Consider the following 23,671-nt stretch of genomic DNA (forward strand, 5'->3'; position numbering starts at 1 on the left):
TCGCCTGCTGTACGCCAGTTTGATTTGACTGCTATAAATCACCTGAATGCTGACTTAAAATTGTTTTGAATCTTAAAACGATACCTTCAAAACAAGCTCAACATTCATGCAGCAATTAAGCAAGCTCCACCAACTCTGGCAGCTCCTCGTAGGGCTCGGCATTATTCTGTTCGTGCTATGGCTCGGCAATACCATCAGCAACATGACCGGAGACTACATCCCCGGCTCGATTATTGGCATGGTCTTGCTCGCCACCAGCCTGCAACTCCGAGTGATCCGTTTGACTTGGGTCGAAGGCGCCGCCAATCAATTTATTCGTTGGATGTCGCTATTATTTGTGCCGATTGGCGTCGGTTTAGTTGAGCAATTAGATGTACTCAGCAGTGCGCTGCTGGCCATTATTATCACCTGCATCTTCGCAACTTTGGCGTTGCTCGCCTTGGTTGGCTGGGGTGTTCAGTTAAGTTACAGATCATCCGAGCGGCAATCGTCATGAACTGGGTCTATCTGCCGCTAACCATTGCTGTTTATTGGCTGGCGTTACAACTCTATCGCCAAATCAAAACCCCGCTACTCAATCCGGTGCTGGTTTCTATCGGCACGTTAGTTGTCTTGTTGTTACTGGCAGACATAGAGTACGCCGCTTACGACCAGTACAGCCATATTCTTACCGACCTATTACAGCCGGCCGTGGTTGCATTAGGTGTGCCGCTGTATTTGCAAATACATACGATCAAGCGCGAGTTACCGAAGATATTAGTCGCCGTGCTCATTGCGGTGATTATTGCCGTCGCGTCAACCACCGCCATTGCCGTAGCTCTTGGCGCCAGCGCCGATATCGCCGCATCGTTAGCACCAAAGTCAGTCACCACTCCCATTGCCGTGTTAATTTCAGAGCAAATCGCCGGACACCCGTCGATCACTGCCATTGCCGTGATCGTTACCGGCTTGGTGGGCTCGGTGATCGGTATTCCATGGCTGAAAGCGCTACAAATCAACCATCCCAAAGCACAAGGCATTGCCATGGGCTCGGCCTGTCATGCACTAGGCACCGCCCGCATTGTGGAGTTAGGTGAAGAGCAAGGCGCCTATTCCGCGCTATCGCTGGTGTTTAGCGCGGTGTTCAGCGCCATGCTTTGCCCGCTACTGGTACCGCAAATCGTCGCATTGATGGTTTAAAGCCCGATTTCCACAACGCCAATAGGCAAAGGCTGAATCAGCTCTACAGCCAAAAGGAGTTCAAAACAAAGCGTGTTTTCGAAGTTGGTCGCGGCAAGCGAGTGAAGTCGTCATTTTTTTGCGTCAGTGGCTAGGAAAGTTCAAGGCAAATATTTGAAGCAATACCGGCTATGGTTTTCTGGCAGTTTTTTGCTTGAGTGAGCTGGGGGTTTTGAGGCAAAGGCGTGAAGGAATACGAAGAGTATTTCGAGCGGCTTTAACGACAAAAGCACAGCTCAATCAGGCAAAAAAAAGCCCAACACAAGGTTGGGCAACATACTACAAACTACCGACAGTCAGGTCACTGAGAAACTTCTACAATCCGTTTCATGTCGGTCATGTACCCGCGTAGGGTCTTACCGACAATCTCGATAGGGTGGTTGCGAGTGGCTTCGTGTACTTCGGCCAAACGCATGTTGTCCACACTATTGCTCTCAAATTCAATTCCTTTACCGATAACTTCTGTGGTCAGTTTAGGCATGAGTTTTTCGCGCAGCAGCGGTACGGCAGCGTGTGAGAACAGGTAGTTGCCGTATTCGGCAGTATCTGAAATCACCACGTTCATTTCGTACAGTTTGCGGCGAGCAATGGTGTTTGCAATCAATGGGGTCTCGTGGAGCGACTCATAGTAAGCCGACTCTTCGATGATGCCAGCGTCGACCATGGTTTCGAAGGCCAGCTCTACGCCTGCTTTGATCATTGCTACCAGCAGAATGCCTTTGTCGAAGAACTCTTGCTCATCGATTTCAACATCACATTCTGGTGCTTTTTCAAAGCTGGTTTCAGCTGTTTCTTCGCGCCACTTCAACAAGTTCGCATCATCGTTTGCCCAGTCTTCCATCATGGTGCCAGAGAATTCACCGGCAATAATGTCATCCATGTGTTTTTGGAATAATGGAGCGAGTAATTCCTTCAACTCTTCAGCCAAATCATAGGCTTTGATTTTGGCTGGGTTGCTCAGGCGGTCCATCATCAAGCTGATGCCACCAATCTTGAGCGCTTCAGTCACAGTTTCCCAACCGTACTGAATCAATTTTGCGGCGTACGCTGGGTCCATGCCATCGGCAACCATTTTCTCGTGACCGAGAATAGCGCCAGTTTGCAGCATGCCACACAGAATGGTTTGTTCGCCCATCAGGTCAGATTTTACTTCTGCCACGAATGAAGACGACAATACGCCAGCACGGTCACCACCAGTTGCAGATGCCCAAGCTTTGGCTATGTCGTAGCCAATGCCTTGTGGGTCATTTTCTGGGTGAACCGCAATCAAAGTAGGTACACCGAAGCCACGCTTGTATTCTTCACGTACTTCAGAGCCTGGGCATTTCGGAGCAACCATCACAACAGTGAGGTCTTCACGAATTTGCATGCCTTCTTCAACGATGTTGAAACCGTGGGAATAACCCAGAGTTGCGCCTTGCTTCATCAACGGCATAACCGTTTCAACAACATTGGTGTGTTGCTTATCTGGCGTCAAGTTGCACACCAGATCCGCAGTTGGGATTAGTTCTTGATAAGTGCCAACGGTAAAACCGTTGTCAGTGGCTTGTTGCCACGAGGCGCGCTTTTCTTTGATCGCAGCTTCACGCAGGGCGTAGCTAACATCCAGACCAGAGTCACGCATGTTCAAACCTTGGTTCAGGCCTTGGGCGCCACAACCAACGATTACGACTTTCTTTCCTTTGAGGACGTTGCAGCCATCTGCAAATTCGTCACGTTTCATGAAGCGACACACGCCAAGCTGAGCGAGTTGTTGTCTCAGGTTTAGGGTGTTGAAGTAGTTCGCCATGGTAATAGATTCCTCAATTTCGACGAGGCCATTCTAGAGATCTGGGATGATTTCGTAAAATGACATATTTTCAAGACTATGTTTCAATATATGAAATGATTCATTTAGGAGCATGGGTTTGGACATCCGTTCTTTAAGAATGTTCTGCCACTTGGCAACGAGCTTACATTTCGGTCAAACCAGCAGCGCCATGCACGTCAGCGCGCCTACTTTAAGCCGAACCATTCAACGATTGGAAGAAGAAGTAGGGGATGCGTTGTTTAGTCGTGACAACCGTCGTGTTGAGCTCACCGATGCTGGTCAAAAATTCCTCTTATTTGCCCAACGGGTGCTGCTCGACTGGCAAGATCTCGAACAGCAATTATCAGCCGATCATCAAGCCCTTAGTGGTCAAATTCATATCTATTGTTCGGTCACTGCGAGCTATTCATTCTTATATGATTTGCTCAATGACTTTCGTCATCAGCATCCGGGGGTAGATATCAAATTGAGTACCGGTGATCCCGCTGATGCGCTGGATTGGGTAAAAGAAGGCAATGCCGACATCTCAATTACCGCCAAGCCCGACAAATTATCGAGCAGCCTAGTATTCCAAAAGCTCGGCGATGCACCGCTGCAGATGGTCGGCCCCGTGGTGCCATGTCAAGTCAGTCAGCAAATCGCCACGGATGACATCGACTGGGCGCAATTGCCCTACATTCTTCCTGAGCGCGGTTTAGCCCGCACTCGGCTCGACAAATGGTGTAAGAATCTTGGCTTTAAGCCCAAAGTGCATGCCGAGGTATCCGGCCATGAAGCCATTGTCTCTATGGTCGCTCTCGGCTTGGGCGTTGGGCCGGTGCCGCAACCGGTGCTGAAAAACAGCCCATTGCGGAGCAATATCCGAGTTCTGCAGCTACCTCAGTCATTTGGCTCGTTTGAAGTGGGGCTGTGCAGTAGCAAACGCGGGCTGCAAGATCCAAAAGTTGCAGCATTCTGGGCATTAGCTAAAACATCTTCATAACGTTCGCGCTAGCAGCAGGCTCAGGCCTGCTGAAGCAACCAATCGGCAGTTTGATCCACCGCAAAAATTTACAAATACCAATCGTTATCATTGGCAACATCTGACGCATTCATTGATCACAATCATAGAAACGCGCATATAAACAACAATCGTTCTTATTTACATTTAATTAAAACCGTCTCATAATCTTCGCCATAACGATCGCAATTTATGCGACGAACGACACACTTTTGCCTAATGAGATATGGAGATTCGCCCATGCGTTTCACAATCAAGCCGGTCGCAATCGCGTTGACTGCAGCTTTGTCTGCAACCGCTATTGCTGCAGACAAAGAACCTTCCGTTGCAGAATTAATGGAAATGATCAAAGCCCAGCAGGCGATGATCGACAAGCAAAACCAGTTGATTGACCAACTGTCGCAAAAAGTAGAGAAAGTTGAAGAAGAAACCGTTGCCAATACCCAAGCGGTAGAAGCTACCGTGGAAGCCATTGAAACAGCATCAACCGGCGAAGGTACTGCATGGGATCGCCTGAGCTTCGGTGGTTACGGTGAGCTGCACTATAACAACCTAGACGGCTCTGGCGGCGCTAGCGACAAGAAAGAAATCGACTTCCACCGCTTCGTGATGTTCACCGGTTATGAGTTTACCGACAACCTGCGTTTCTTCTCTGAGCTCGAACTAGAGCACTCGCTATCTGGCGACGATAAGCCAGGTGAAGTCGAGCTGGAACAAGCCTATATCGAATATGATTTTAACGACAACTACTCCGGTAAAGTCGGTTTGTTCCTGCTGCCAGTTGGTTTCCTCAATGAAACTCACGAGCCTCCAACCTTCTATGGTGTCGAGCGTAACAACGTTGAAAAGAACATTATTCCTACCACATGGTGGGAAGCGGGTACCGGCGTATTGGGTAAATACGACAACGGCGTCAGCTGGGGTGCTTATGTTCACTCTGGTCTGAAAACCAGCGCTGACAAGAGCTACAAAATCCGTAATGGTCGCCAAAAAGTGGCCGAGGCGGCAGCAGACGATTTAGCCTACACCGCTAATGTTAAGTACACCGGTGTTCCAGGCTTGGAATTGGGCGCAACCGTGCAATATCAAGGCGACATCACTCAAAGTGAAGATCCAGATGCAGGCAGCGCCACCCTGGTTGAATTCCACGGTGCTTACCAATACGAGCAATTCGGCCTGCGTACCCTGTTCGCAATCTGGGATTTGGATGGTTCAGGACCAAAAGCAATCGGCGCCGATGAGCAGTATGGTTTCTATGTTGAGCCAAGCTGGCGCATTAACGAGTCATTCGGCGTGTTTGCTCGCTTCAGCGAATGGGATAACCAAGCTGGCGATGACAACAGCGATAGCGAATACAGCCAATATGACTTTGGTGTCAATTGGTGGCTGCACCCGCAGGTCGTGCTGAAAGCTGATTACCAGATTCAGGACAACGACAATGGTAAAGAGCAAGAAGGCGTGAACTTGGGCATGGGTTACCACTTCTAAGCCAAGACGTTTAAACCACTATGAAAGCAATCATTACGCTGATATTCCTATTCACTCTGGCCTCGCCTTTGGCGCTGGCTAAGGGTGAGTACATGACGCAATCGGCGTTTTTGACCCAAGCCTTTGGCGAGTCGGTTCCGACTCGCCAAACCCTCTGGCTACGCGGCGACCTGAAAAAAGAGGTTACCGATCTGCTGGGCCACGCCTACGGCAAGATCCGCCTGCATTACTGGCAACAAGGCTCCACCACCAGCTGGATCCTGGAGCAAATCGGCAAAGAGCGGCCCATTACTGCCGGCTTTGTGGTCGATCAACAGCGTATCGTCCAAGCTCATGTCTTGGTATTCCGAGAATCGCGTGGCTGGGAAATCAAACGCTCCGCCTTTACCCAACAATTTGAATTTACTGAACTGACCGATGATAATCGACTGTCAAAACACATTGACGGCATTACTGGCGCCACACTCTCTGTTAACGCGATGAATCGCATGGCAAAGTTAGCGCTTAGACTCGATCAAGAGGTTCAGCTCACCCTTGCGCATCACCAAACTAACTAACCGAGTTTTGCTCAACTGGCATCGTCAGGTCGGATTATTTGTCGCCATTTTGGCCCTTAACCTGAGTATTACTGGGGTACTGCTGCAACATACCGAGTTGTTCAAACTCGACCGCACCTACCTGACGTCGTCTTGGTTGCTCGATTGGTACAACTACCCTGAACCCAAGGTCAGCCTGATTCAGCTCGAGCAGCAAGCTGTCATACAGGTTGATGATCAGATCCTCCTTGGCGAAACGGTCGTCGGTAGCAGCGATGGGCCATTGTGGGGCGCTGCAGCAACCGACGACTTCATTCTTATTGGCAGCGGCTATGGGTTGATTTGGCTGACTCATGAGGGTGAAGTCATCGACCAGATGCCCAGCCCGATTGCTGAGCCCAAAGCGACGCTGGCCCGCACCGGAGATCAATTTCAAATCGGCACCGATAACGACTGGCTAATCGCCGATCCGGAGTTAGCCGACTGGCAACCTGGACAGGCGCCGGAACAACCGCCGCTAAGCGTTGAGGCCAGTAGTTTTCGCCATGTTGATTTACCAGCAGCGCTGAGTGTTGGCGTTAGCTTAGAGCGACTGCTGCTAGACCTTCACAGCGGCCGGTTGTTTGGTTCGATTGGTGTGTTGCTGATGGATTTAGCATCCATCGGTCTGGTTCTTTTAGCCATCTCCGGCTGCTGGCTGTGGCTACGCCGCCGCTAATTAGCCAGCAACCATTTTGATATCGCCCTCTCATTGTTGATGTTGCCACGCCCTTAAACAGTGAGATGGTTTTGATTTCTGCTGCCTTATCGCAGCAGTCCCCGCGTCGCTGACTAATCTGAATGCAGGTATGTTTCGGAGTTAGCTGTCGATGTTATCCCCATCCAGTAGCGAAGCGGTGATCCGCCGCCTCTATCAGATCACTCAAGACTATGAGCGCGGCTTTGAGCATCAGATCACCGAACTGATCCGCATGGGACTGACACGCTTCAAGCTCGATATCGGCATTTTGTCGCACGTCGTTGGTGAACTCTATACCGTCGATTACTGTGTCGTGCCAGATGGCATCGAGCTGAAAAAAGGCGATGAGTTTGATTTTAAATCCACCTACTGTGCCATTACCTGCAAGGCCAAAGGCCCAGTAGCCATTGAAAACATGGGCCAAGATGACCGCTATGCGAGCCACCCAGCGTACCAAGCATTCGGTCTTGAATCGTACATCGGCATTCCCATTCGTTTTGATGGTCAGGTCTATGGCACGCTGAATTTCTCCAGTGCCATTCCCTACACCAGACAGTTCGAGGAAATTGATATTGATGCGTTGCAACTAATGGCTTCGTGGATCGAAGTGGAGTTGATTCGGCGCAAACAAGAGCAGCAGCTAGAAGCACTGAACCAAAAGCTCAAGTTCCAAGCTTACTACGATAGCCTGACCAATATTCCCAACCGTCGTGGCATGTTTAAACACATGATGAAAGAGCTGAATCGCGCAAGTCGAAACCAAAGCCAAGGCTCGTTGTCCTTGGTTGATATCGATTTTTTCAAACGCGTCAACGACACCTATGGCCACTCCGTTGGCGATCAGGTTTTGCAGCAAGTGGCCCAAACCATCTCTGAAGCCCTGCGTGAATATGATTATGTTGCGCGGTTGGGTGGCGAAGAATTTGTTCTTTGGTTTCCTGACACCAACGAGGCCGACAACCTTGAAGTGTGCCGTCGTATCATGGCCAGTATTAAGCGGATTGAAAGGCTGCCCGAACCACTAACCGTGTCGATTGGTAGCTGCCAGCTTGACTGCAAAAACTGCAATAAAATCGATGCCGCTGATACCTTGGCGGATCTGCTGGAAAAAGCCGACAAAGCACTGTACCAAGCCAAAGCGGATGGGCGAAATCGCTTGGTTCGCTATGAGGACATAATTGACGTAAAAAAAGAGGGTTAATTTGGCTGCCCGCGCTGGATACCGTTCGTCCTGAACATCGCCGCTCCTGCGCATCCATGCGCCCGCGGCATACCGTTCGTCCTGAACATAAAAAAGGCCAGCACTATCTGGGTGCTGGCCTACCACTACTAAATGGTGGGGGTTAGTAGAAATTGTAACCGACGCGAATACCGTAATAGCGCGGTGTGTTGTAGGTTCCTTGGTTGTAACCTTGGTCAGCATTGCTCCAGTGCTGGACAGATTCGTCCGTGGCATTCTGAATAAATGCTTCGGCATACCAGATTTCCTCTGGCGCGTTGTAACGCAGGTTGGCGTTGATCAGTAAGTAGGAATCACGTTTGTCATCACTGTAATGAATGTCTTCATCAGCAATCGCAAAGTCCATGTCATCGGTGTGTTTGTCCACGTTCCATACGGTTAGATAGGCCTCGTCTTCCCAGTGGAAATTCAGCCAAGGGATAATGGCGCCGTACTCCCCTAAATCGAAGTAATGATCGATATTGAGGTTCAAGGTGTACTTCGGCGTCATGGCTAGCTCATTGCCCTTGAGGTTGGTTTTCAGCGCCTCATTTTCTGGGTCAACCGACTCGTCATAGCCAATGCCAAACAGGTAACGCGGATCGTAATCCCACTTGGTGTGCCAATCGTCAACAATTTCAGTATCAGTCCAAGTGGCGTAACCGGAGATCTTGCCGTTTTCCCAAGCTTCCCACTGGAATTCCAGTTCAATACCCTGAATTTCAGAGCTCGGAACATTCTGGGTGTAATAAGCCACGACCGGCTGCTCGCGCCATTCCAATACCGGGTTACCTTCGTCATCAAAGACCGGCATACCATCATCGTCATAAACCGGTTGTTGCTGATTGCGATACCCCACCGTACCGACCGACGAGTACTGCATATTGTCGTAATCTTGGAAGAAGTAAGTGGCCTGCAGGTGAAGCTTGTTGTCGAGCAATTTCGACTTGGCTCCAATTTCATAGGTGGTCACTTCCTCGGGATCGAACTTGGTGGCAATCCGATGATATTCACCGGTCAAATCATCGGTCCAATCAAACACGTCACCAATACCACCGGCTTTAAAGCCAGTCGCAATGGAACCATAAATCATGGTGTTGTCACTCAAGTCATAATCCAAGCCGATGCGATAATCATGATTATCCCAAGATCCCTTGTTGGAGTTGTCCGTACCAGGCTCGTAGAGCGATTCATCTTCGTAGTAATTGGCAGGCAATTCATTGAGCAGATCGCGAGCCCACCAACCAACGGCACAACCGTTGTCGTTCGAACAAGTCATGTTGTTGCCACCTTTGTCCTCTTTCTCTTCATCGCTGTAGCGATACCCGAGGGTCAGGTGCAATCTATCGGTGATGTCGTAAGTGCCTTGAGCAAACAGAGCGTAGGAATCGGAACTGCGATCAGGTTGCAGCCAGAAGGTTTTGTCGTTGATGGAGTTGTCATAATAGCCACGCGTGGTGGTTTTCTCGTGGAACAGGTTGGCCCCGACAATCCAGCTAAATGGCGACGTCGCTTGCGACTGCAATTGCATTTCGTGGAAGTAAGAGCGTGACGCCGTACCCGGCAAGAAGAACATGGCACCATCCCAGACGTCATAGCTGTTCTCGATATCTTGAGCGAGCTCTCGACGTTGGTTTTCCCAGCCAAAGTTATAAACAAACGCCAGATCTTTGTTGATGTCGTAATTGATATTGCCGCGCAGCATGTGCATATCGACAATCAACTTACCCGGCACGTTAACGATTGCGGTGTAATTGTTGTTGTGCGGAGAGAAGGTGGTGCAATCAGAGACGCCGTTCACTTCACCGTTGTCGTCATAAGTTGGACGACCTTTCATCTTTTCACAGTTCGCCGTTTCTTTTTGGCCCGCCCCTTTGTTCTTGTAGTACTGATAAGTCAGATTAACGGCCAAGTCGTTATTAGGCTCCCATAAACTCGACAAACGGTAAGCAAATTCATCAATATTGCCGTAGCTGTCGCTTTCATCGGCTTTGGTCAATTCACGGATCTGATCACCGCCGCCAGCCCAATCAATCCACCAGTTGTTCTTTTGCGTGTTGGTGATTGCGTCGGCGGGATCAATCGGCGCAGCATTGATCACCTCATCAGACAAATAGCGCTGATCATATTGGTTTGGATCGTAGTAAACGTCCATGTAGGAATCGCGCTCATGCACTTTACCGGCGGCGCGAATGGCGAAGGTATCGCTAATGGGAATATTGATCATGCCGTGCAGCTCTTTGGCATCCCAGCGCCCCAATTCCAAATTAATGTTGCCTTCAACGCCGGCAAAATCCGGCTTATTGGTAATGATGTTGATACTACCGACTGTTGAGTTACGACCAAATAAAGTGCCTTGGGGGCCACGTAAGACCTCTACTCGCTCGTTATCAAACATCAGCGACAAAGCGCCTTGGGTACGCGGCGAGTAAACACCATCCAAATGAATACCAACCGATGGGTCGCCCAGCTCGGTGACATTGGTAGAGCGCACACCGCGCATTGAAATCACCGGAGCCTGCTGGCTACCTTCCATGCTAATCGCCAAGTTGGGCACCAGGTTGGCAATATCTTTAACGTTCTTGATGCCTTGGCGATCCATTGCCTCTTGGGTAAAAGCGCTGACCGCAACGGGTGTGTCCATCAGGTTAGTGACGCGCTTGGTCGCCGTGATTTCAATGACTTCAATGCCGGATTTGGCTTGCTCTGCGTCGTCATTTGCAACGGCTGGGACAGACACAGCAAGACATGCCAGAGAAACGGCTGCTGCAATGGGGTGCAGCGCGGATTTGTGTGCTTTCATTTGCTCTACCTTGTGATTATTATTCAATGATAACGTTTTCATTTTGTTATCGACTTGTTGTTAGCAAGTTCAATAGTTGAGCAATCAGCGAGCAGCCTCAATTGACTTGAGATAAGTGGACGATTTACTGCGTTCAGTGACAACGAGGGGAACGTTCCCCCCGTTTTATGTGATCGGTATCATTGCCTCGGCATTGGGTTGTTTGCAGTGAAAATCGCCAACCAATACAAAGGGGCATTCCAGTTAATAGTGTTTTCTTTACTGCACCAAGCGCGTGATGCGGTTCCTGCTGGCGCATAGGCCCGTGCTGGCGGCTTAGACAGATCGGTCATCGGCTCACCGACACAAGAGGACGGGTCATTCATCGGGCCACCACTGAGCCAACCGGCAGGATAAGGGATGCCGCGCAATAATTGTGTCCAAGCGTGGCCATCCAGGGTATCCATCTCGGCGTTAGAGCCATAGCCGGTGACAAACGACAGGTTCAGCGCATTATTACCCAGCAGATAATCCCAGCCACGATACACGCCCTGCAAGTACTTGCGCTCGCCGCTGATTGCATAGGCATAGGCCAATACAATCATGTTGTTGGCGACCATCGAATTGGAACCCCATTCCCACTTCGCTTCGGTATCGTAAATCACTGGGTTGTAGGGTGTTGGAAAACCACTATTGGCGATGGTCTGCAAACTGGTTTCGGCCGACACAATCAAACTTTCAAATGCTTTTTCGCGGTCGGCTTGTGACAAGCCAAGCTCCTTCCAGTTGGCGATAATGGATAGGGTTCCAGTTCCTTGAGTCTTTTGCCAATCCATCGAGCCGCGCCAGTTAAAGGTCAAAAAGTGAGGCGATTGTTTCAGCTCGGCAACAAACCCTGCGAAGTGCTTCGACTGTAGCCGCTTGGCAGTGATGGTCATTTCAGCCAATGCCGCATAGCGGTCATCACTGACATCCTCGTCGGGATAATCGCCGCCACCGGGTGAATCCTTGGTTGCCGCGGTATACAGGACTTGTGGTAACTGTTCTGCCCGCTGCCAAGCGAGCTGCGCCAATTGCCACTGCTGGCTTGAGAATGCCGGATCAAACGGCGCCATGACTCGCGCTTGTTGCGCCGCAACGCGGGCAACGGCATAGGTGGCAGCAGTAGAAGGAGGTTGAGCATAGCGCTCCATGGCGTTTTCATGCGCCACACTCAGCGGGTACACACTCCATTGTTGATTGGTGACCTTATGCGAGGCCAATTGCTCCGGCGGCATTAAGCCGTTGAAATACTGCGAGCCAAAGCGCACCTCATCAAGCACATCAGGGACACCATTGCCGCGTTCAGGAATTGCATACTGGTTATCTTGATGCTGCTGCGGCATCAACTCATAAGCGTTTAATAGGGTCCAAGCGGAAATTGCATGATTGACGGGGTAAATACCAAAATCACCGGCATCGGCCCATGAACCTTGGACATTAAGCATGACATCGTCGCCACACCAATCATCAAAACAGCTAATCTGCCGATCTGCGGTATGCAGCGCCCCTCGCCAGTGGCGCGGATCAGCCAGCAGAGTTTTATCCAGTTCAGCTCCCATGCGGTGGAAATAGAAGTAGTGGAACGAATCGCTAGGCAATTGCTGATAAAGATCATCGGCAATACGAAAACCATAGCTTGGTGAGCCATCGCACTTGATCACGTAACGGCCGGGCTTGGTGACCGAGCTAAAGTCGATGTGATGAACCGACACCCCAGAGGCATGATCATGGCCGCGCGGCACGGTCATGCCATCTGCCACATATTGTTCACTGTCTAGGTTGTAAAGACGCCATCCTAGGGGCGTTTTGCTGGCCGATCGCAAGGTTGCAATTTTATCGCCATGAACGGGGTAACCAAGCTGATTAATGCTAATGATGCGGGACTCAAAGTTGGCGGTGGCAAACCAAGGACATGCCCACAGGGCAAGTAATAGTAGTGCTGTTTTTTTCATTATTGTTAGGCTTTCGGGCAACAGGTGTTGCTCGATCCTGAGTAACAACGACGGCAACTACCAGAAAATTCAGATAAGCCGTTGCGAACGAACGATTAAGCGTTTCATGCAAAATCACTGACGACATTTTTGTAGCTGCGGCTGACTTTCAAGCAGGTACCATCAATCAATGAAATGTAGCGTTCGCCATTGGTGTGCGGGGTCACTTTGCAAATCCGTTGGACGTTAACAATGGTTGAGCGATGAATACGCTTAAATACATGCGGATTGAGCTGCTCTAACAGGGCTTTCATTGAGCTTCGCATAATGTGCGTATCGCCATTGCTGTGAACACACATGTAGTCGCCTGCGGCATCAATCCAATCAATGTCATCGCAAGGCAATAACACTGTATCGCGGCCAGCGTCCTTAATCGTCAGATTACTTGGGTAGCGGCAGAGTTGTTCGCCTTGCTCCAAATCACTGTCTAATTCAAAAATGGAGCGCCCCGTGTACTGACATAGGGCTTGCAATAGTTGCTGTTTGTGGCGCTGCGAGTCGCGCTGCTGCTGGCGGCTGTGCAAATGACTGACAGCCTGCTGCAATCGTTCGGTGCACACAGGCTTGAGTAAATAATCGATGGCATGAAGGGCGAATGCGTCGATAGCAAACTGGTTAAATGCGGTAACAAAAACGACCATGGGCATGAGCTCAGCATGGACCATTTGGATCATGTCGATGCCACTGAGCTCAGGCATTTCGATGTCTAGAAAAACCGCATCTGGCCTCAGCTTATGAATCGCGTTTAAGCCGTCATAACCGTTCCCGCATTGGGCAATCACGTCAATCTCTGGAAAAGCACGCAAGCGATACTCCAACCCTTGCAACGCTAATGGTTCATCATCAATTAAGATCACTCGCAATGACTTCATGCGACCACCTTGCTATGTCCATACTGCAGCGGAATACACAGCCTAACCTGAGCTCCGCCTTGGGGTAGGTTGCTCAGATCAATTGAACCTCGGTTGCCAAATAGAGTGTCGAGGCGGCTAGCAATATTCTGCAGCCCAATACCACCGCTAATATTGACTTCGCCATTAGCGCCTTCAGCGATGCCAGGGCCATCATCAACCACGGTAATGACTAATGAATCGCTCTCGGCTTTCGCTGCGATAGCAATTTTGCCGCCATCAATAGATGGACTAATCACGTATTTGATGACGTTTTCGACCAACGGCTGCAACAACATGCTCGGCACCAACGCTTGTGCCACCTCAGGTTCAATTTGAAATTCGACCGCCAACCGATCACCAAAACGAGTTTGCTCAATGCTCAGGTAGTTCTGCATCGCCTCGACTTCCATTTGCAGTGGGATCAGTGCCAGCGGGTCAATATCGAGGGAATAGCGCAAAAACTTCGCCAATTGATCGAGCATAGTCGCCGCCGACTTGTTCTGCTCTAGGTGGACCAAGGTGGAAATGGAGTTCAGGGCATTGAACATAAAGTGTGGACTGAGCTGATAGTGCAGCATTCTAATTTGCGCTTCTTTGGCCTGCGCCATCGCCTCATAAGTCCGGCGATTTTCGCGCTGCAGCAACAGGTAATACTTGATGCCAAAATAGCTGCCAGTCCAAGCCAGTAAAATACCAACCGAAGCCAACTGCCATGTACCAAAGTCATACCAGCTAATGTAAAAGCCGGGTTGCCCCTGCAATGCCAGCAAGCTGATCCATTTCATGTAAGTCCAAAATGACGAGCCAATGACAATGCCGCCAATACCCAGCGAAAACCGCCACAGCAAGTGAAACGACCAGCTGCGCAGGTATATCGCTCGCAAGCCAAAGGAAACGGCGATGCCGGTGACAACATCGACCAACAGATGCAGTAAGTCAGTTCGCAGCGGATCGGCATTCGGCAGCTTGATCGCCACTTCAATGACCACGGCATAGGCCAACCAACCACTCGCTTGCATGAGCCAAAACAGCCGAGACGGCCTGTGCAATGTGCCAGAGAGAAAGTTACCCAAGAAATTCTGCCTTACGGTCAAACACCAACAAGTTTCGACATCTATAACAAAATGGCTAAGGCAGTAACAACAGCGTAAGCAAAGATGAGATGAGGAGTGCAAATTTAGCGACAAGTTGTCGCTCAAGCGCAGTCAGGCCAAGCGATTTACACAGCAAAAAATCTGCGCGATTCGTAATCTTATTGGCGATTTGGCCCGTAGGAACAAAGGCACTAATAAATCCGGTCGCGGCGACAACAATAGGATGAGTATGAGCGCAGACCGAACCAAATTGGCAGGCTGATTAGTCACTTGGCAGGATAACGCCAGAGCTGAAAAGCCGCAGTGCCACTTGCAAAAGGCCCAGCTGGGCGCCCCGAGACGTCGGGGAAACTTATCGATTAACCAAGCCCACTAAACCAGTGGGCTTGTCTTACTCTAGAACCAACTGATCCGCTACGTCATTCGCGGCTTGAGCGGCAGATCGCGATAGCGTTTGCCGGTGGCAGCGAAGATGGCGTTGGCCAATGCCGGAGCAAACGGCCCGACACCAGGCTCGCCCAGCCCTGTCGGCTCATGGTCGGAATCGATAAAGTGAACCCTAACTTGCGGCATATCGGGGATCCGCATAACCGGATAATCGTGATAGTTCGAGTTAGTGACCGCGCCATCCTTGAAGTGAATTTCGGTATGCAATGCCAAGCCCATGCCCATGACGACTGCCCCTTCCATTTGAGCAGTGGCGCCATCTTTGTTGACCACCTGGCCGCAATCGACCGCACAATCGACACTGAGCACCTCAATATCGCTGCCATCCACTTTGACATGGACAGCCATCGCCACATAGCTCTGGAAGCTGTAATGCACCGCAATCCCCATCCCTTCACCAGCTGGCAATTGGCGGCCAAAGCCAGACTTTTCCGCAGCTAAGGCCAAGGCCGCTTTGGAGCGGGCGACTTGCTCAGCCTGCTTGGGGTTACCATTGTTGTCGTACACCTGATTCAAAAAGGTGACGGTATCTTTGCCGGCCGCATGGGCCAGTTCATCAGCGAACGAGCCAAACGCAAACCCATAAAAGATGGCATACACCGCCCGATACCAGCCAATGCGGGTGTGAGCCGGCGCTTCGCCTGATTCACTGCGGAAATTAACAATGCCAAAAGGGTGTTCGGCAATGTCTTTGACGTGTCCTTTCGGCGCGTAAGGGTGGCTCGGATCGAATAGGGTCGCAATCGATGGAAACGCCGCGCGGTGCAACCAGCCAGTGACCTGACCTGATTCATCCATAGCCGCTTCAATATGCTGAGCACTGATGGAGTGATAATAGCCGGTGCGCATGTCTTCTTCGCGACTCCAAGTGAGCTGGATTGGCAGGCCGGTTTGCGCCGATAGCACGGCGGCTTCATGGACATAGTCACACTTGAACTTGCGACCAAATGCGCCACCAGAAATCATCACATGGACGATGACATCTTTTTTGTCGCGCTTGAAGTAATCCGCCAATACCTTCTGGATATCGGCAGGACTCTGGGTCGACGCCCACACTTCAATTTGATCCGGCTTGACCCACACTAAGCTGGCGTTTGGTTCAATCGGAGCGTGACAAAGGTGACCGCCGGTGTAGGTCGCCGAGACCGTTTTATTGGCCGCCGCCAAAGCGGCATCGAGATCGCCACGTTCAGCCATGACTTTGGCCGGTTTTTCAACATTGGCGACCAACTGCTGGCGGTATTTGTCGGTGTCATAGTCCTTGTTCGGGCCTAGGTCCCACTCAATCTTGAGTTGTTTAACTGCCTGCTGGGCGGTCCAAGTATTATCCGCCACCACCGCCACACCACCGACTGAGCCGTACGGCACATCGTAGCGGTCGATGGTAACCACATGGCTGACGCCCTTCATTGCTTTGGCGCCACTATCGTCCAACGATTTCAGTTTGCCGCCGAGCACTGGGCAATGAACAATCGCGGCGTATTTCATTCCAGGTACGCTGGCATCGGCACCGTAAACGCGCTGGCCACGAATCACTAAATCGACATCGTGACGCTTTAAATCGGAGCCAATGTAACGAAAGTCGGCTTTTTCTTTGAGCTGCGGTTTTTCCGGTACTGGCAAGGTGGCAGCCACTTTGGTTAGCTCACCAAAACCAAGCTTGGCCTTAGTGGCCTTGTTGAGGACATAGTGATTTTCAGCAACACAGTCATCTACCGACACTTGCCAAGCCTTGGCGGCCGCCAGCACCAGCATCTCTTTGGCGGCAGCGCCAGCCTCGCGCATGCGGGTATACATCACCCGCATACTGGCTGAGCCACCGGTCGCTTGCGAGCCATATTTATCTTCGTCACCGTCAGCCTGCAGCACAGTGACTCGGCTCCAGTCGGCTTCTAATTCTTCGGCCACCACAGATCCCAGCGCAGTGCTAATGCCTTGGCCCATTTCACAGCGGCCAACATAAATCGTGGTGTCGCCATTGGCGGCAATCTTGAGGTAAGCATTAGGTGAATATTCTTGCGCAGAAGCAGCGCCGCTGGCGGCGAAGCCGGGCAGGGTAATGCCCATCATCAAGCCACCCGAGGTTAACGATGCGGCTTTTAAAAAACTACGGCGGCTACTATCAACGACAACCGACTTACCTGCTTCTGTGTGTTTCAACCAAGGTTTCATGTCACACCTCCTTGGCCAGTTCATCAGCAGCCGTTTGAATGGCTTTTTTAATTCGCTGATAAGTGCCACAACGGCAGATATTGCCCTGCATGGCATCATCAATTTGTTGCTCAGAAGGCTGATTATTCTGAGCCAGCAAGCCTGCAGCATTCATAATTTGGCCAGCCTGACAATAACCGCATTGCGGCACGTTGTGCTCAAGCCAAGCTTTTTGCAGCGGATGGCTGGCATCCTCGGAAAGACCTTCAATGGTGGTAATTTTAGCGCCATTGAGCGCTGCCACTGGCATGATGCACGAGCGCCGCGCTTGGCCATCAATTAACACAGTACAGGCACCACAAAGGCCCATACCACAGCCATATTTGGTTCCTTTAATACCGAGGCGATCGCGAATAAACCAAAGCAGTGGCATATCCGCAGGTACATCGACTTCGTAGTCTTTTCCGTTAATGGTGATCATGACAGCTCTCTCGTGGGCAGGCAGGTATTATTTTGTTATCCAGCAAGGATGGCTCAAGCCCGTCAACCAGCGCAAGAGAGTAAAATGTAACAATTTTGATCTTGCGAACAAGCTAGTTTTCGATAACTAAAAAAAGCAGCTTTGCAGCTGCTTTTGAAGGTGATTTACTGTAAGTGATTTGCTGACGGTGATTTGCGATGGCTTACTTCAAGTCCCGCTGGATAGCCGCAACCATTTCTTGATTCCACTTGTCGATAACCGGCTGAACCATATCAAAATTCAGCACCGTCTCATCATCGTCCACCTCTTTGCCGATGCCGACGATATATGCGGTACTCAGCAATTCTCCGGTCATGGCATCGATCACTTCGCCTTCGATGATCAACTTAGCAGCTAGATTATCGAGGTTGCCCGTTGCCGCAGAGGCGATGAATGCAATCGGCAAGTATTGAATGGCCGATAAACCCTGATCATCAATGGAGGCTCCGGTAATCGCCAAACGCAAACGAACCGTACCTGGGCTGACAGAGGTTGTTAACTTACCGGTACTTGCCGCCGATTTTGTCACACTATCATTGGTGTATTGCAGAATATCAGCCAGCACCTCATCACCAACCTTGCCCGAAGTCATTGGCGCTGGAAAAAACACAACAGGATCGATCATCAATTTGCTGTACTTGCCTGAAGCGAATTGATCACTGACCCAGCGCATTTTGAATAAGTCATCATCTTCGGTTGGGATTTCAACCATGTTGTCATAACGGCTTAAAAAGCCACTGCGCTCCGTTTCATCTTGTGCGGTTGAGCTACAGCCCGCTAGCACAATCGAAGCCATTAATGCCGCCGCCATGACCTTATACTTGCCAAACATGTGAATTCCTCTTTGTCTGTCAGTTAATTAATATTCGTGAGTTACACCGTATGATTGCAATAAACGACATTAGTTCGGTTGTTGGCAGAACATCGCGCGCTAACTATCGCCCCATTAAAAAATCAGAGCCAAGGTGGATTAGCGATAATTTTCGTGAACAGGGTCAATGAGTGACCAATAAAAACCATCATTTGATTCCCATGTAAGCCCTTACATGGTGAAATACCAATCATCGGCTCATAATACATTGAAGCCACCCGTTCACGCCGAATACGGATAACGAGAAAAGAACAAACGCTATGAAATCACACATCAATACCTGCGCAGCTGCAGTCATGACGGTTGCCACCTTAACCGCCTGCTCATCCGATCCAGCAACGCCACAGGTTGAAGCCTATGCTGGCTACACCGGCCAATACGACCACTTCACCTTGGTACTCGACGAACGTTTCGATTCATTTGACGCCAAAGTATGGGAGCGCGGCGACGGCGCCGTCGGTCATGAAGCTGACTGCCGTTTTCAGCCACAGGGCGTTGAGATCCGCGACGGTGTGATGGCATTGACCGTGCGCAAAGAGTCTGTTGCGGCAGGGTTCTCTGAAGACCACCAACTGCAAAAACGCGCCTACGAATTCAGCTGTGGTGAGATGCGCACCGTCGAAAAATTCAAATATGGCCGAATTGAAGCACGCTTTAAAACGCCAACCACGGCGACATCTGGCTTTATTTCGTCGCTGTTCACCTATGACCGTGATGACGGCATGTGGCGTGAAATTGATATTGAATTAGAAGGTGGCCGGCCAGGCTCGATGCAATCGAACCTCATCTTTGCCGATGGCGCATCTGATCCGGATTTTGCTTGGATCGATACCCGCGCTTGGGGCGCTTGGGAAAAGCTCCACCCGATGACCAAAGCAACCAGCGAGTGGACGGTTTATGCCATTGAGTGGACGCCGGATTACATTGCTTGGTTTATGGATGGCGTCGAAGTGCGGCGGCTAACCAATGCCGATTTAGATAACCAGCCCTATCAAGCACCACAGGTGAATAAAACGTGGGTGCCAGAAACAGACACCAAGATCATGATGAATTTCTGGATCCCGACCCGCCAAGTCGGTGTTCATTTTGGTGGTGATCCAATCGATAACGCTTATCCAATGACGGCTGAATACGATTGGTTCCGCTACTACGCTTACACTCCCAAATAGCAAATAGTTACCACCCCCTATGAGGTAATTTGGAGCGCATCGCGCTCCTTTTTTTGCTTTCTCAGTCAGCACAACACTCAGGGAATCAAATTTGGTTTCACAAAACGCCGTAAAGTCTTTGCTGTCGGGCTCCTGCCCTTGGCAAAGCCCCGCTACGGCCTCCTGCCTTCGCGACAAATTAATTAATTTGTCCCCTGATGGCTCTACTGCCGCATCCTTGCGGCAGAAGTTTGTTTCACCAATTTTGATTCCCTTCCGATACAACCCAGTGGGATTCCGATCTTGGCGTCATGCACAGCAAACATACACATCACGACTTAATGCACCCAAGTCAACTCAGCGCCACAAAAGTTTATTCCGCTAATTTCGCTACCCTTGAATTAATAACCCGCGGCCTGACCATCTTTGCGACTTTCAGATGCGCCGTAATAAACACCGGTTTTCGGATCGCGAAGAATGGCCTGATAGCCGCCAAATGAACCCGAGTTTTGCTGCAAGACATGGCCTCGTTTTAGCAATTGCCTGCGAGTCATAAATGAAAAGCCTTCTTCCAAGCTCAGCACGCCGCCATCGAGCATCTGCTCGCCAGTGGGCTGCGACGATCCGGTGTGGAGGATCCGCGGGGCGTCGCCTGCTTCTTGCAGATTCATACCGAAATCAACCAAGTTAATCACAATCTGGGCGTGAGCCTGCGGTTGGGTGGCTCCCCCCATCACGCCAAAACTCACCCATGGCTTACCATCTTTGGTGATAAAGGCCGGAATAATAGTGTGAAACGGGCGCTTACCTGGCTCGTAGACATTGAAATGACCTTCCTCAAGGGCGAATAGTTCTCCACGGTCTTGCAGCATAAAACCTAAATCGCCCGGCACCATCCCCGAGCCCATGCCTCGGTAGTTACTTTGAATTAACGACACCATGTTGCCGTGTTTGTCAGCAGTGGTGAGGTAAATGGTATCGCCATGGACAATACCGGCATCGACCCGCTTGGCCGCTTTATTCATGTCGATCAGCTGACGGCGTTTGTCGGCATAGTTTTTTGAAATCAGCTGCTGCACTGGGATCTGGTTGAAATCCGTATCCGCGTAATACTTAGCTCGGTCAGCAAACGCCAGCTTCTTGGCTTCGACAAAGGCATGAACATAATCTGCCGAATCCAGCCCCATGGCTTGAATATCAAAACCTTCGAGGACATTGAGAATTTGCAACGCAGCAATACCCTGTCCATTGGGCGGCAGCTCCCATACATCATAGCCGCGATAATTGGCCGATACCGGCTCTACCCATTCGGAGCGATGACTAGCCAGATCGTCGTAGCTGAGAAAGCCACCGTTGGCTTTCATGTAAGCGGCAATTTGTTTGGCGATATCGCCCTTGTAAAAGGCTTCTCGGCCACCTTTGGCAATCTTCTTGTAGGTGTTGGCTAAACGCGGATTAGCAAACACATCGCCTTTTGCCGGAATAACGCCGTTTGGCATATAAGTGTCAGTGAAACCTGGATATTTGCTAAGTTTCGGTGCGCTGCGGCCAAGATAATAGGCAATCAGCTCTGTGACCGGAAAACCCTGCTCGGCGTAGTCGATGGCAGGCTGGAGAATTTGACTCATGGGCAACACGCCGAACTTATCATGCAACTCAAACCAACCGTCAACGGCGCCCGGCACCGACACTGGCAACGGTCCATGGCTTGGAATTTTGTCTAAGCCCTGCTGCTTGAAGTAGTCCAAGGTCAGTGATTTTGGTGATCGACCCGAAGCATTCAAACCATAGAGTTTTGCCGATTTCGCATCCCAAACAATGGCGTATAAATCGCCACCAATACCGCAACCGGTCGGCTCAACCAGCCCCAGCATGGCGTTAGCAGCAATGGCCGCATCAATGGCATTACCGCCCTGTTTAAGCACGTCTAAGGCAACCTGCGTTGCCAGTGGCTGGCTGGTGGCTGCCATGCCATTCACCGCAATCACCTCCGAACGACTGGCAAAATCATGGCCAGTGACTCGGTCATAGCCCCATGCTGGCAAGGTCAAAACAGCACACAGCAGTGTCCAAATGTTACGTCGCATCTTGGCTCTCCAATAATCAATCGCCCCCAGCTTACTCGGCGACAACCACAAGATCACGGTTTTGTTGTCGCCATTGACGACACCATGAGTTGGCACCAGCCCACAGTTTTGTCAGCCGAGATTTGCCAACCACCGCAGCCGCATTAGGCTTAAGTAAGATGGGTGAGCAGTAGAGCGAGATAACGATTGAATACATCGGGTTTCTGCCGTTATTTTTCAGCCACAACATTATTGCTAGCAGCATTAGCGGGCTCGTTGCCGTCTGCCGCTGCCGAAGAGCTGGTGCGAATTGGTGTCATCGCTAAGCGGGGCTACGAAATTACCCTGATGCGCTGGCAACCGATGGCAGATTATCTGACTGGGCAAATTCCCGGTTACGAGTTTGAAGTACTGCCACTCGATTTTGATCAAGTGCGACAGGCGGTTGCCTCCGGCAACGTGCAATTTGTGCTCGTCAACGCCTCCATTTACGTCCAACTGGAGCAAGACTACGGCGTTAGCCGTATCGCCACGTTAAAGAACCAAAAATCTGGCAAAGTCTTTTCGACTTTTGGCAGCGTGATTTTTTCCGACAACCGCAAACTGCAACTTAAAAAAGTCAAACAACTGCGCAACAAGCGCATCGCCGCGGTCGATAAAGCATCTCTTGGCGGCTGGCACATGGCCCTGAAAGTGATGATGGATCATGGCATTGATCCTGAACACGACGTGCAATCCGTGCAATTCAAAGGCACCCATGATCGCGTGGTACAAGCGGTGTTAGCGGGCGAGGCCGATGTTGGCATTGTCCGCACCGATCATCTTGAACAAATGGCCAGCGAAGGACACATCGATCTGTCAGTGATCAGCGCATTGCCACCACCCAGCGAAAGCCTCAACGAATTTCCATTTCTGCTATCCACCGAGCTTTACCCCGAATGGCCTTTTTCTCGCGTTGCCTTTACCTCTGATGAACTGGCCGAAAAAGTGGCCGCGGCTCTGATCACCATGCCGCAAAATGGCGCTGCAACCGCGGCCAATATTGCAGGCTGGACCGTGCCATATCACTACAAACCGGTTCGCAACCTACTGCGACAACTGCAGCTGCCTCCTTATGACAAAGCCAAAGAAGTCGATCTCTCGCAAGTCGCAAAGCAATACTCGATGACCATCATCGCCGCCGTTTTAACCCTGTTGCTGCTGGCTGGGCTACTCGTTCGACAACGCTTATTGACGCAACAATTGCGGCAAAGCGAGCAACGCTTGAAAGCTTTTTCTCATCGCCTGAATTTAGCAACCCAAGCGGGTAATTTTGGCGTTTGGGAGTGGCACCGAAATCACAAGGAACTGATTTGGAATCAGCAAATGTATCAGCTGTTTGAGATCGAGACCGACACCACAGAGCCACTTGATAAACAGTGGCTCGCTAAGGTTCATCCGGATGATCAGCAAATGGTGATGGACCACCTCATTGAGCCGCGACTAGCAGGCGAGCAATTCAACTGTGAATTTCGCATCGTGCTGGCAAGCGGTAAAGAGCGAATGATTCGCAGCGCGTGTGTCATTGCACCGGCTACAGAAAACCAAGACGCATACATGGTCGGAGTCAGTTGGGAGCCTCGCACTTTTAGCAATCTGGAAACGCCCTGAGTAAAC

At 50.6% G+C, this 23,671-nt stretch carries 18 protein-coding genes; 9 read left to right on the forward strand and 9 right to left on the reverse strand.

All coding sequences use genetic code 11. The annotated features are described in order from the left end of the window. The first annotated feature begins 106 nt into the window (after positions 1 to 106). The gene (locus IC617_RS01320) at positions 107 to 496 is read left to right on the forward strand and encodes a CidA/LrgA family protein (protein ID WP_191143173.1); all 390 of its coding nucleotides are present in this window, start codon (positions 107 to 109) and stop codon (positions 494 to 496) included. Then, a complete protein-coding gene (locus tag IC617_RS01325) occupies positions 493 to 1,179 on the forward strand; it encodes an LrgB family protein (protein ID WP_191143174.1) in 687 nt (228 codons plus the stop codon). The genes IC617_RS01320 and IC617_RS01325 overlap by 4 nt, the downstream gene beginning before the upstream one ends. 340 nt (positions 1,180 to 1,519) lie before the next feature. On the opposite strand, the gene ilvC is transcribed toward IC617_RS01325, so the two are convergent. Then, positions 1,520 to 3,007, reverse strand: a complete 1,488-nt coding sequence (gene ilvC, locus IC617_RS01330; RefSeq protein ID WP_191143175.1) for a ketol-acid reductoisomerase — start codon at positions 3,005 to 3,007, stop codon at positions 1,520 to 1,522. Between the two features lie 118 nt (positions 3,008 to 3,125). Here ilvC and ilvY point away from each other — a divergent pair, with 118 nt between their 5' ends. The 5 genes from ilvY (at position 3,126) to IC617_RS01355 (ending at position 7,992) form a co-directional block, all read left to right on the forward strand. Continuing rightward, positions 3,126 to 4,010, forward strand: a complete 885-nt coding sequence (gene ilvY / locus IC617_RS01335; RefSeq protein WP_191143176.1) for an HTH-type transcriptional activator IlvY — start codon at positions 3,126 to 3,128, stop codon at positions 4,008 to 4,010. 258 nt (positions 4,011 to 4,268) lie between these two features. Continuing rightward, complete coding sequence (locus IC617_RS01340) at positions 4,269 to 5,516, forward strand: porin (RefSeq protein ID WP_191143177.1); 1,248 nt, start codon at positions 4,269 to 4,271, stop codon at positions 5,514 to 5,516. A gap of 20 nt (positions 5,517 to 5,536) precedes the next feature. Next, positions 5,537 to 6,073 carry an FMN-binding protein gene (locus tag IC617_RS01345; protein ID WP_191143178.1) on the forward strand — a complete coding sequence of 179 codons (537 nt, stop codon included), beginning with the start codon at positions 5,537 to 5,539 and terminating at the stop codon, positions 6,071 to 6,073. Continuing rightward, complete coding sequence (locus tag IC617_RS01350; RefSeq protein WP_191143179.1) at positions 6,051 to 6,770, forward strand: PepSY-associated TM helix domain-containing protein; 720 nt, start codon at positions 6,051 to 6,053, stop codon at positions 6,768 to 6,770. The genes IC617_RS01345 and IC617_RS01350 overlap by 23 nt, the downstream gene beginning before the upstream one ends. A 151-nt stretch (positions 6,771 to 6,921) precedes the next feature. Then, complete coding sequence (locus tag IC617_RS01355; protein WP_191143180.1) at positions 6,922 to 7,992, forward strand: sensor domain-containing diguanylate cyclase; 1,071 nt, start codon at positions 6,922 to 6,924, stop codon at positions 7,990 to 7,992. Positions 7,993 to 8,134: 142 nt separating this feature from the next. Here IC617_RS01355 and IC617_RS01360 read toward each other — a convergent pair whose 3' ends face one another. From IC617_RS01360 to IC617_RS01390, 7 genes are all read right to left on the reverse strand, one after another. Then, positions 8,135 to 10,813, reverse strand: coding sequence for a TonB-dependent receptor (locus IC617_RS01360; protein ID WP_191143181.1), 2,679 nt, complete (start codon positions 10,811 to 10,813; stop codon positions 8,135 to 8,137). Between the two features lie 179 nt (positions 10,814 to 10,992). Further along, positions 10,993 to 12,786, reverse strand: coding sequence for a glycoside hydrolase family 9 protein (locus tag IC617_RS01365; protein WP_191143182.1), 1,794 nt, complete (start codon positions 12,784 to 12,786; stop codon positions 10,993 to 10,995). 104 nt (positions 12,787 to 12,890) lie between these two features. After that, on the reverse strand, positions 12,891 to 13,697 hold the full coding sequence (locus IC617_RS01370) for a LytR/AlgR family response regulator transcription factor (RefSeq protein WP_191143183.1): 807 nt from the start codon (positions 13,695 to 13,697) through the stop codon (positions 12,891 to 12,893). Further along, complete coding sequence (locus IC617_RS01375; RefSeq protein ID WP_191143184.1) at positions 13,694 to 14,737, reverse strand: sensor histidine kinase; 1,044 nt, start codon at positions 14,735 to 14,737, stop codon at positions 13,694 to 13,696. Before IC617_RS01375 ends, IC617_RS01370 begins: the two co-directional genes overlap by 4 nt. 489 nt (positions 14,738 to 15,226) lie before the next feature. Beyond that, positions 15,227 to 17,431 (reverse strand): xanthine dehydrogenase family protein molybdopterin-binding subunit, encoded by a 2,205-nt coding sequence (locus IC617_RS01380; protein WP_191143185.1) that lies wholly within the window; start codon positions 17,429 to 17,431, stop codon positions 15,227 to 15,229. Between the two features lies 1 nt (position 17,432). Further along, on the reverse strand, positions 17,433 to 17,891 hold the full coding sequence (locus IC617_RS01385) for a (2Fe-2S)-binding protein (protein WP_191143186.1): 459 nt from the start codon (positions 17,889 to 17,891) through the stop codon (positions 17,433 to 17,435). 202 nt (positions 17,892 to 18,093) lie between these two features. After that, positions 18,094 to 18,762 (reverse strand): DUF3313 domain-containing protein, encoded by a 669-nt coding sequence (locus IC617_RS01390; protein ID WP_191143187.1) that lies wholly within the window; start codon positions 18,760 to 18,762, stop codon positions 18,094 to 18,096. A 299-nt stretch (positions 18,763 to 19,061) separates the two neighbouring features. Between IC617_RS01390 and IC617_RS01395 the strand changes: the two genes are divergently transcribed. Beyond that, positions 19,062 to 19,970, forward strand: coding sequence for a glycoside hydrolase family 16 protein (locus tag IC617_RS01395; RefSeq protein WP_191143188.1), 909 nt, complete (start codon positions 19,062 to 19,064; stop codon positions 19,968 to 19,970). Positions 19,971 to 20,350: 380 nt separating this feature from the next. Here IC617_RS01395 and ggt read toward each other — a convergent pair whose 3' ends face one another. After that, positions 20,351 to 22,036, reverse strand: coding sequence for a gamma-glutamyltransferase (gene ggt / locus IC617_RS01400; RefSeq protein ID WP_191143189.1), 1,686 nt, complete (start codon positions 22,034 to 22,036; stop codon positions 20,351 to 20,353). Positions 22,037 to 22,222: 186 nt separating this feature from the next. On the opposite strand from ggt, the gene IC617_RS01405 reads away from it, so the two are divergent. After that, positions 22,223 to 23,665 carry a phosphate/phosphite/phosphonate ABC transporter substrate-binding protein gene (locus IC617_RS01405; protein WP_191143190.1) on the forward strand — a complete coding sequence of 481 codons (1,443 nt, stop codon included), beginning with the start codon at positions 22,223 to 22,225 and terminating at the stop codon, positions 23,663 to 23,665. Positions 23,666 to 23,671: the final 6 nt, after the last annotated feature.

It is taken from the genome of Neiella litorisoli (assembly GCF_014773395.1).
Classification (GTDB): Bacteria; Pseudomonadota; Gammaproteobacteria; order Enterobacterales; family Neiellaceae; genus Neiella; species Neiella litorisoli.

What these genes read in the sequence shown, in the direction of transcription:
- IC617_RS01320 (WP_191143173.1), top strand. Translation starts at nt 107, where the DNA reads ATGCAGCAATTAAGCAAGCTCCACCAACTCTGGCAGCTCCTCGTAGGG.
- IC617_RS01325 (WP_191143174.1), top strand. Translation starts at nt 493, where the DNA reads ATGAACTGGGTCTATCTGCCGCTAACCATTGCTGTTTATTGGCTGGCG.
- ilvC (WP_191143175.1), bottom strand. Translation starts at nt 3,007, where the DNA reads ATGGCGAACTACTTCAACACCCTAAACCTGAGACAACAACTCGCTCAG.
- IC617_RS01340 (WP_191143177.1), top strand. Translation starts at nt 4,269, where the DNA reads ATGCGTTTCACAATCAAGCCGGTCGCAATCGCGTTGACTGCAGCTTTG.
- IC617_RS01345 (WP_191143178.1), top strand. Translation starts at nt 5,537, where the DNA reads ATGAAAGCAATCATTACGCTGATATTCCTATTCACTCTGGCCTCGCCT.
- IC617_RS01355 (WP_191143180.1), top strand. Translation starts at nt 6,922, where the DNA reads ATGTTATCCCCATCCAGTAGCGAAGCGGTGATCCGCCGCCTCTATCAG.
- IC617_RS01360 (WP_191143181.1), bottom strand. Translation starts at nt 10,813, where the DNA reads ATGAAAGCACACAAATCCGCGCTGCACCCCATTGCAGCAGCCGTTTCT.
- IC617_RS01365 (WP_191143182.1), bottom strand. Translation starts at nt 12,786, where the DNA reads ATGAAAAAAACAGCACTACTATTACTTGCCCTGTGGGCATGTCCTTGG.
- IC617_RS01370 (WP_191143183.1), bottom strand. Translation starts at nt 13,697, where the DNA reads ATGAAGTCATTGCGAGTGATCTTAATTGATGATGAACCATTAGCGTTG.
- IC617_RS01375 (WP_191143184.1), bottom strand. Translation starts at nt 14,737, where the DNA reads ATGCAAGCGAGTGGTTGGTTGGCCTATGCCGTGGTCATTGAAGTGGCG.
- IC617_RS01380 (WP_191143185.1), bottom strand. Translation starts at nt 17,431, where the DNA reads ATGAAACCTTGGTTGAAACACACAGAAGCAGGTAAGTCGGTTGTCGTT.
- IC617_RS01385 (WP_191143186.1), bottom strand. Translation starts at nt 17,891, where the DNA reads ATGATCACCATTAACGGAAAAGACTACGAAGTCGATGTACCTGCGGAT.
- IC617_RS01390 (WP_191143187.1), bottom strand. Translation starts at nt 18,762, where the DNA reads ATGTTTGGCAAGTATAAGGTCATGGCGGCGGCATTAATGGCTTCGATT.
- IC617_RS01395 (WP_191143188.1), top strand. Translation starts at nt 19,062, where the DNA reads ATGAAATCACACATCAATACCTGCGCAGCTGCAGTCATGACGGTTGCC.
- ggt (WP_191143189.1), bottom strand. Translation starts at nt 22,036, where the DNA reads ATGCGACGTAACATTTGGACACTGCTGTGTGCTGTTTTGACCTTGCCA.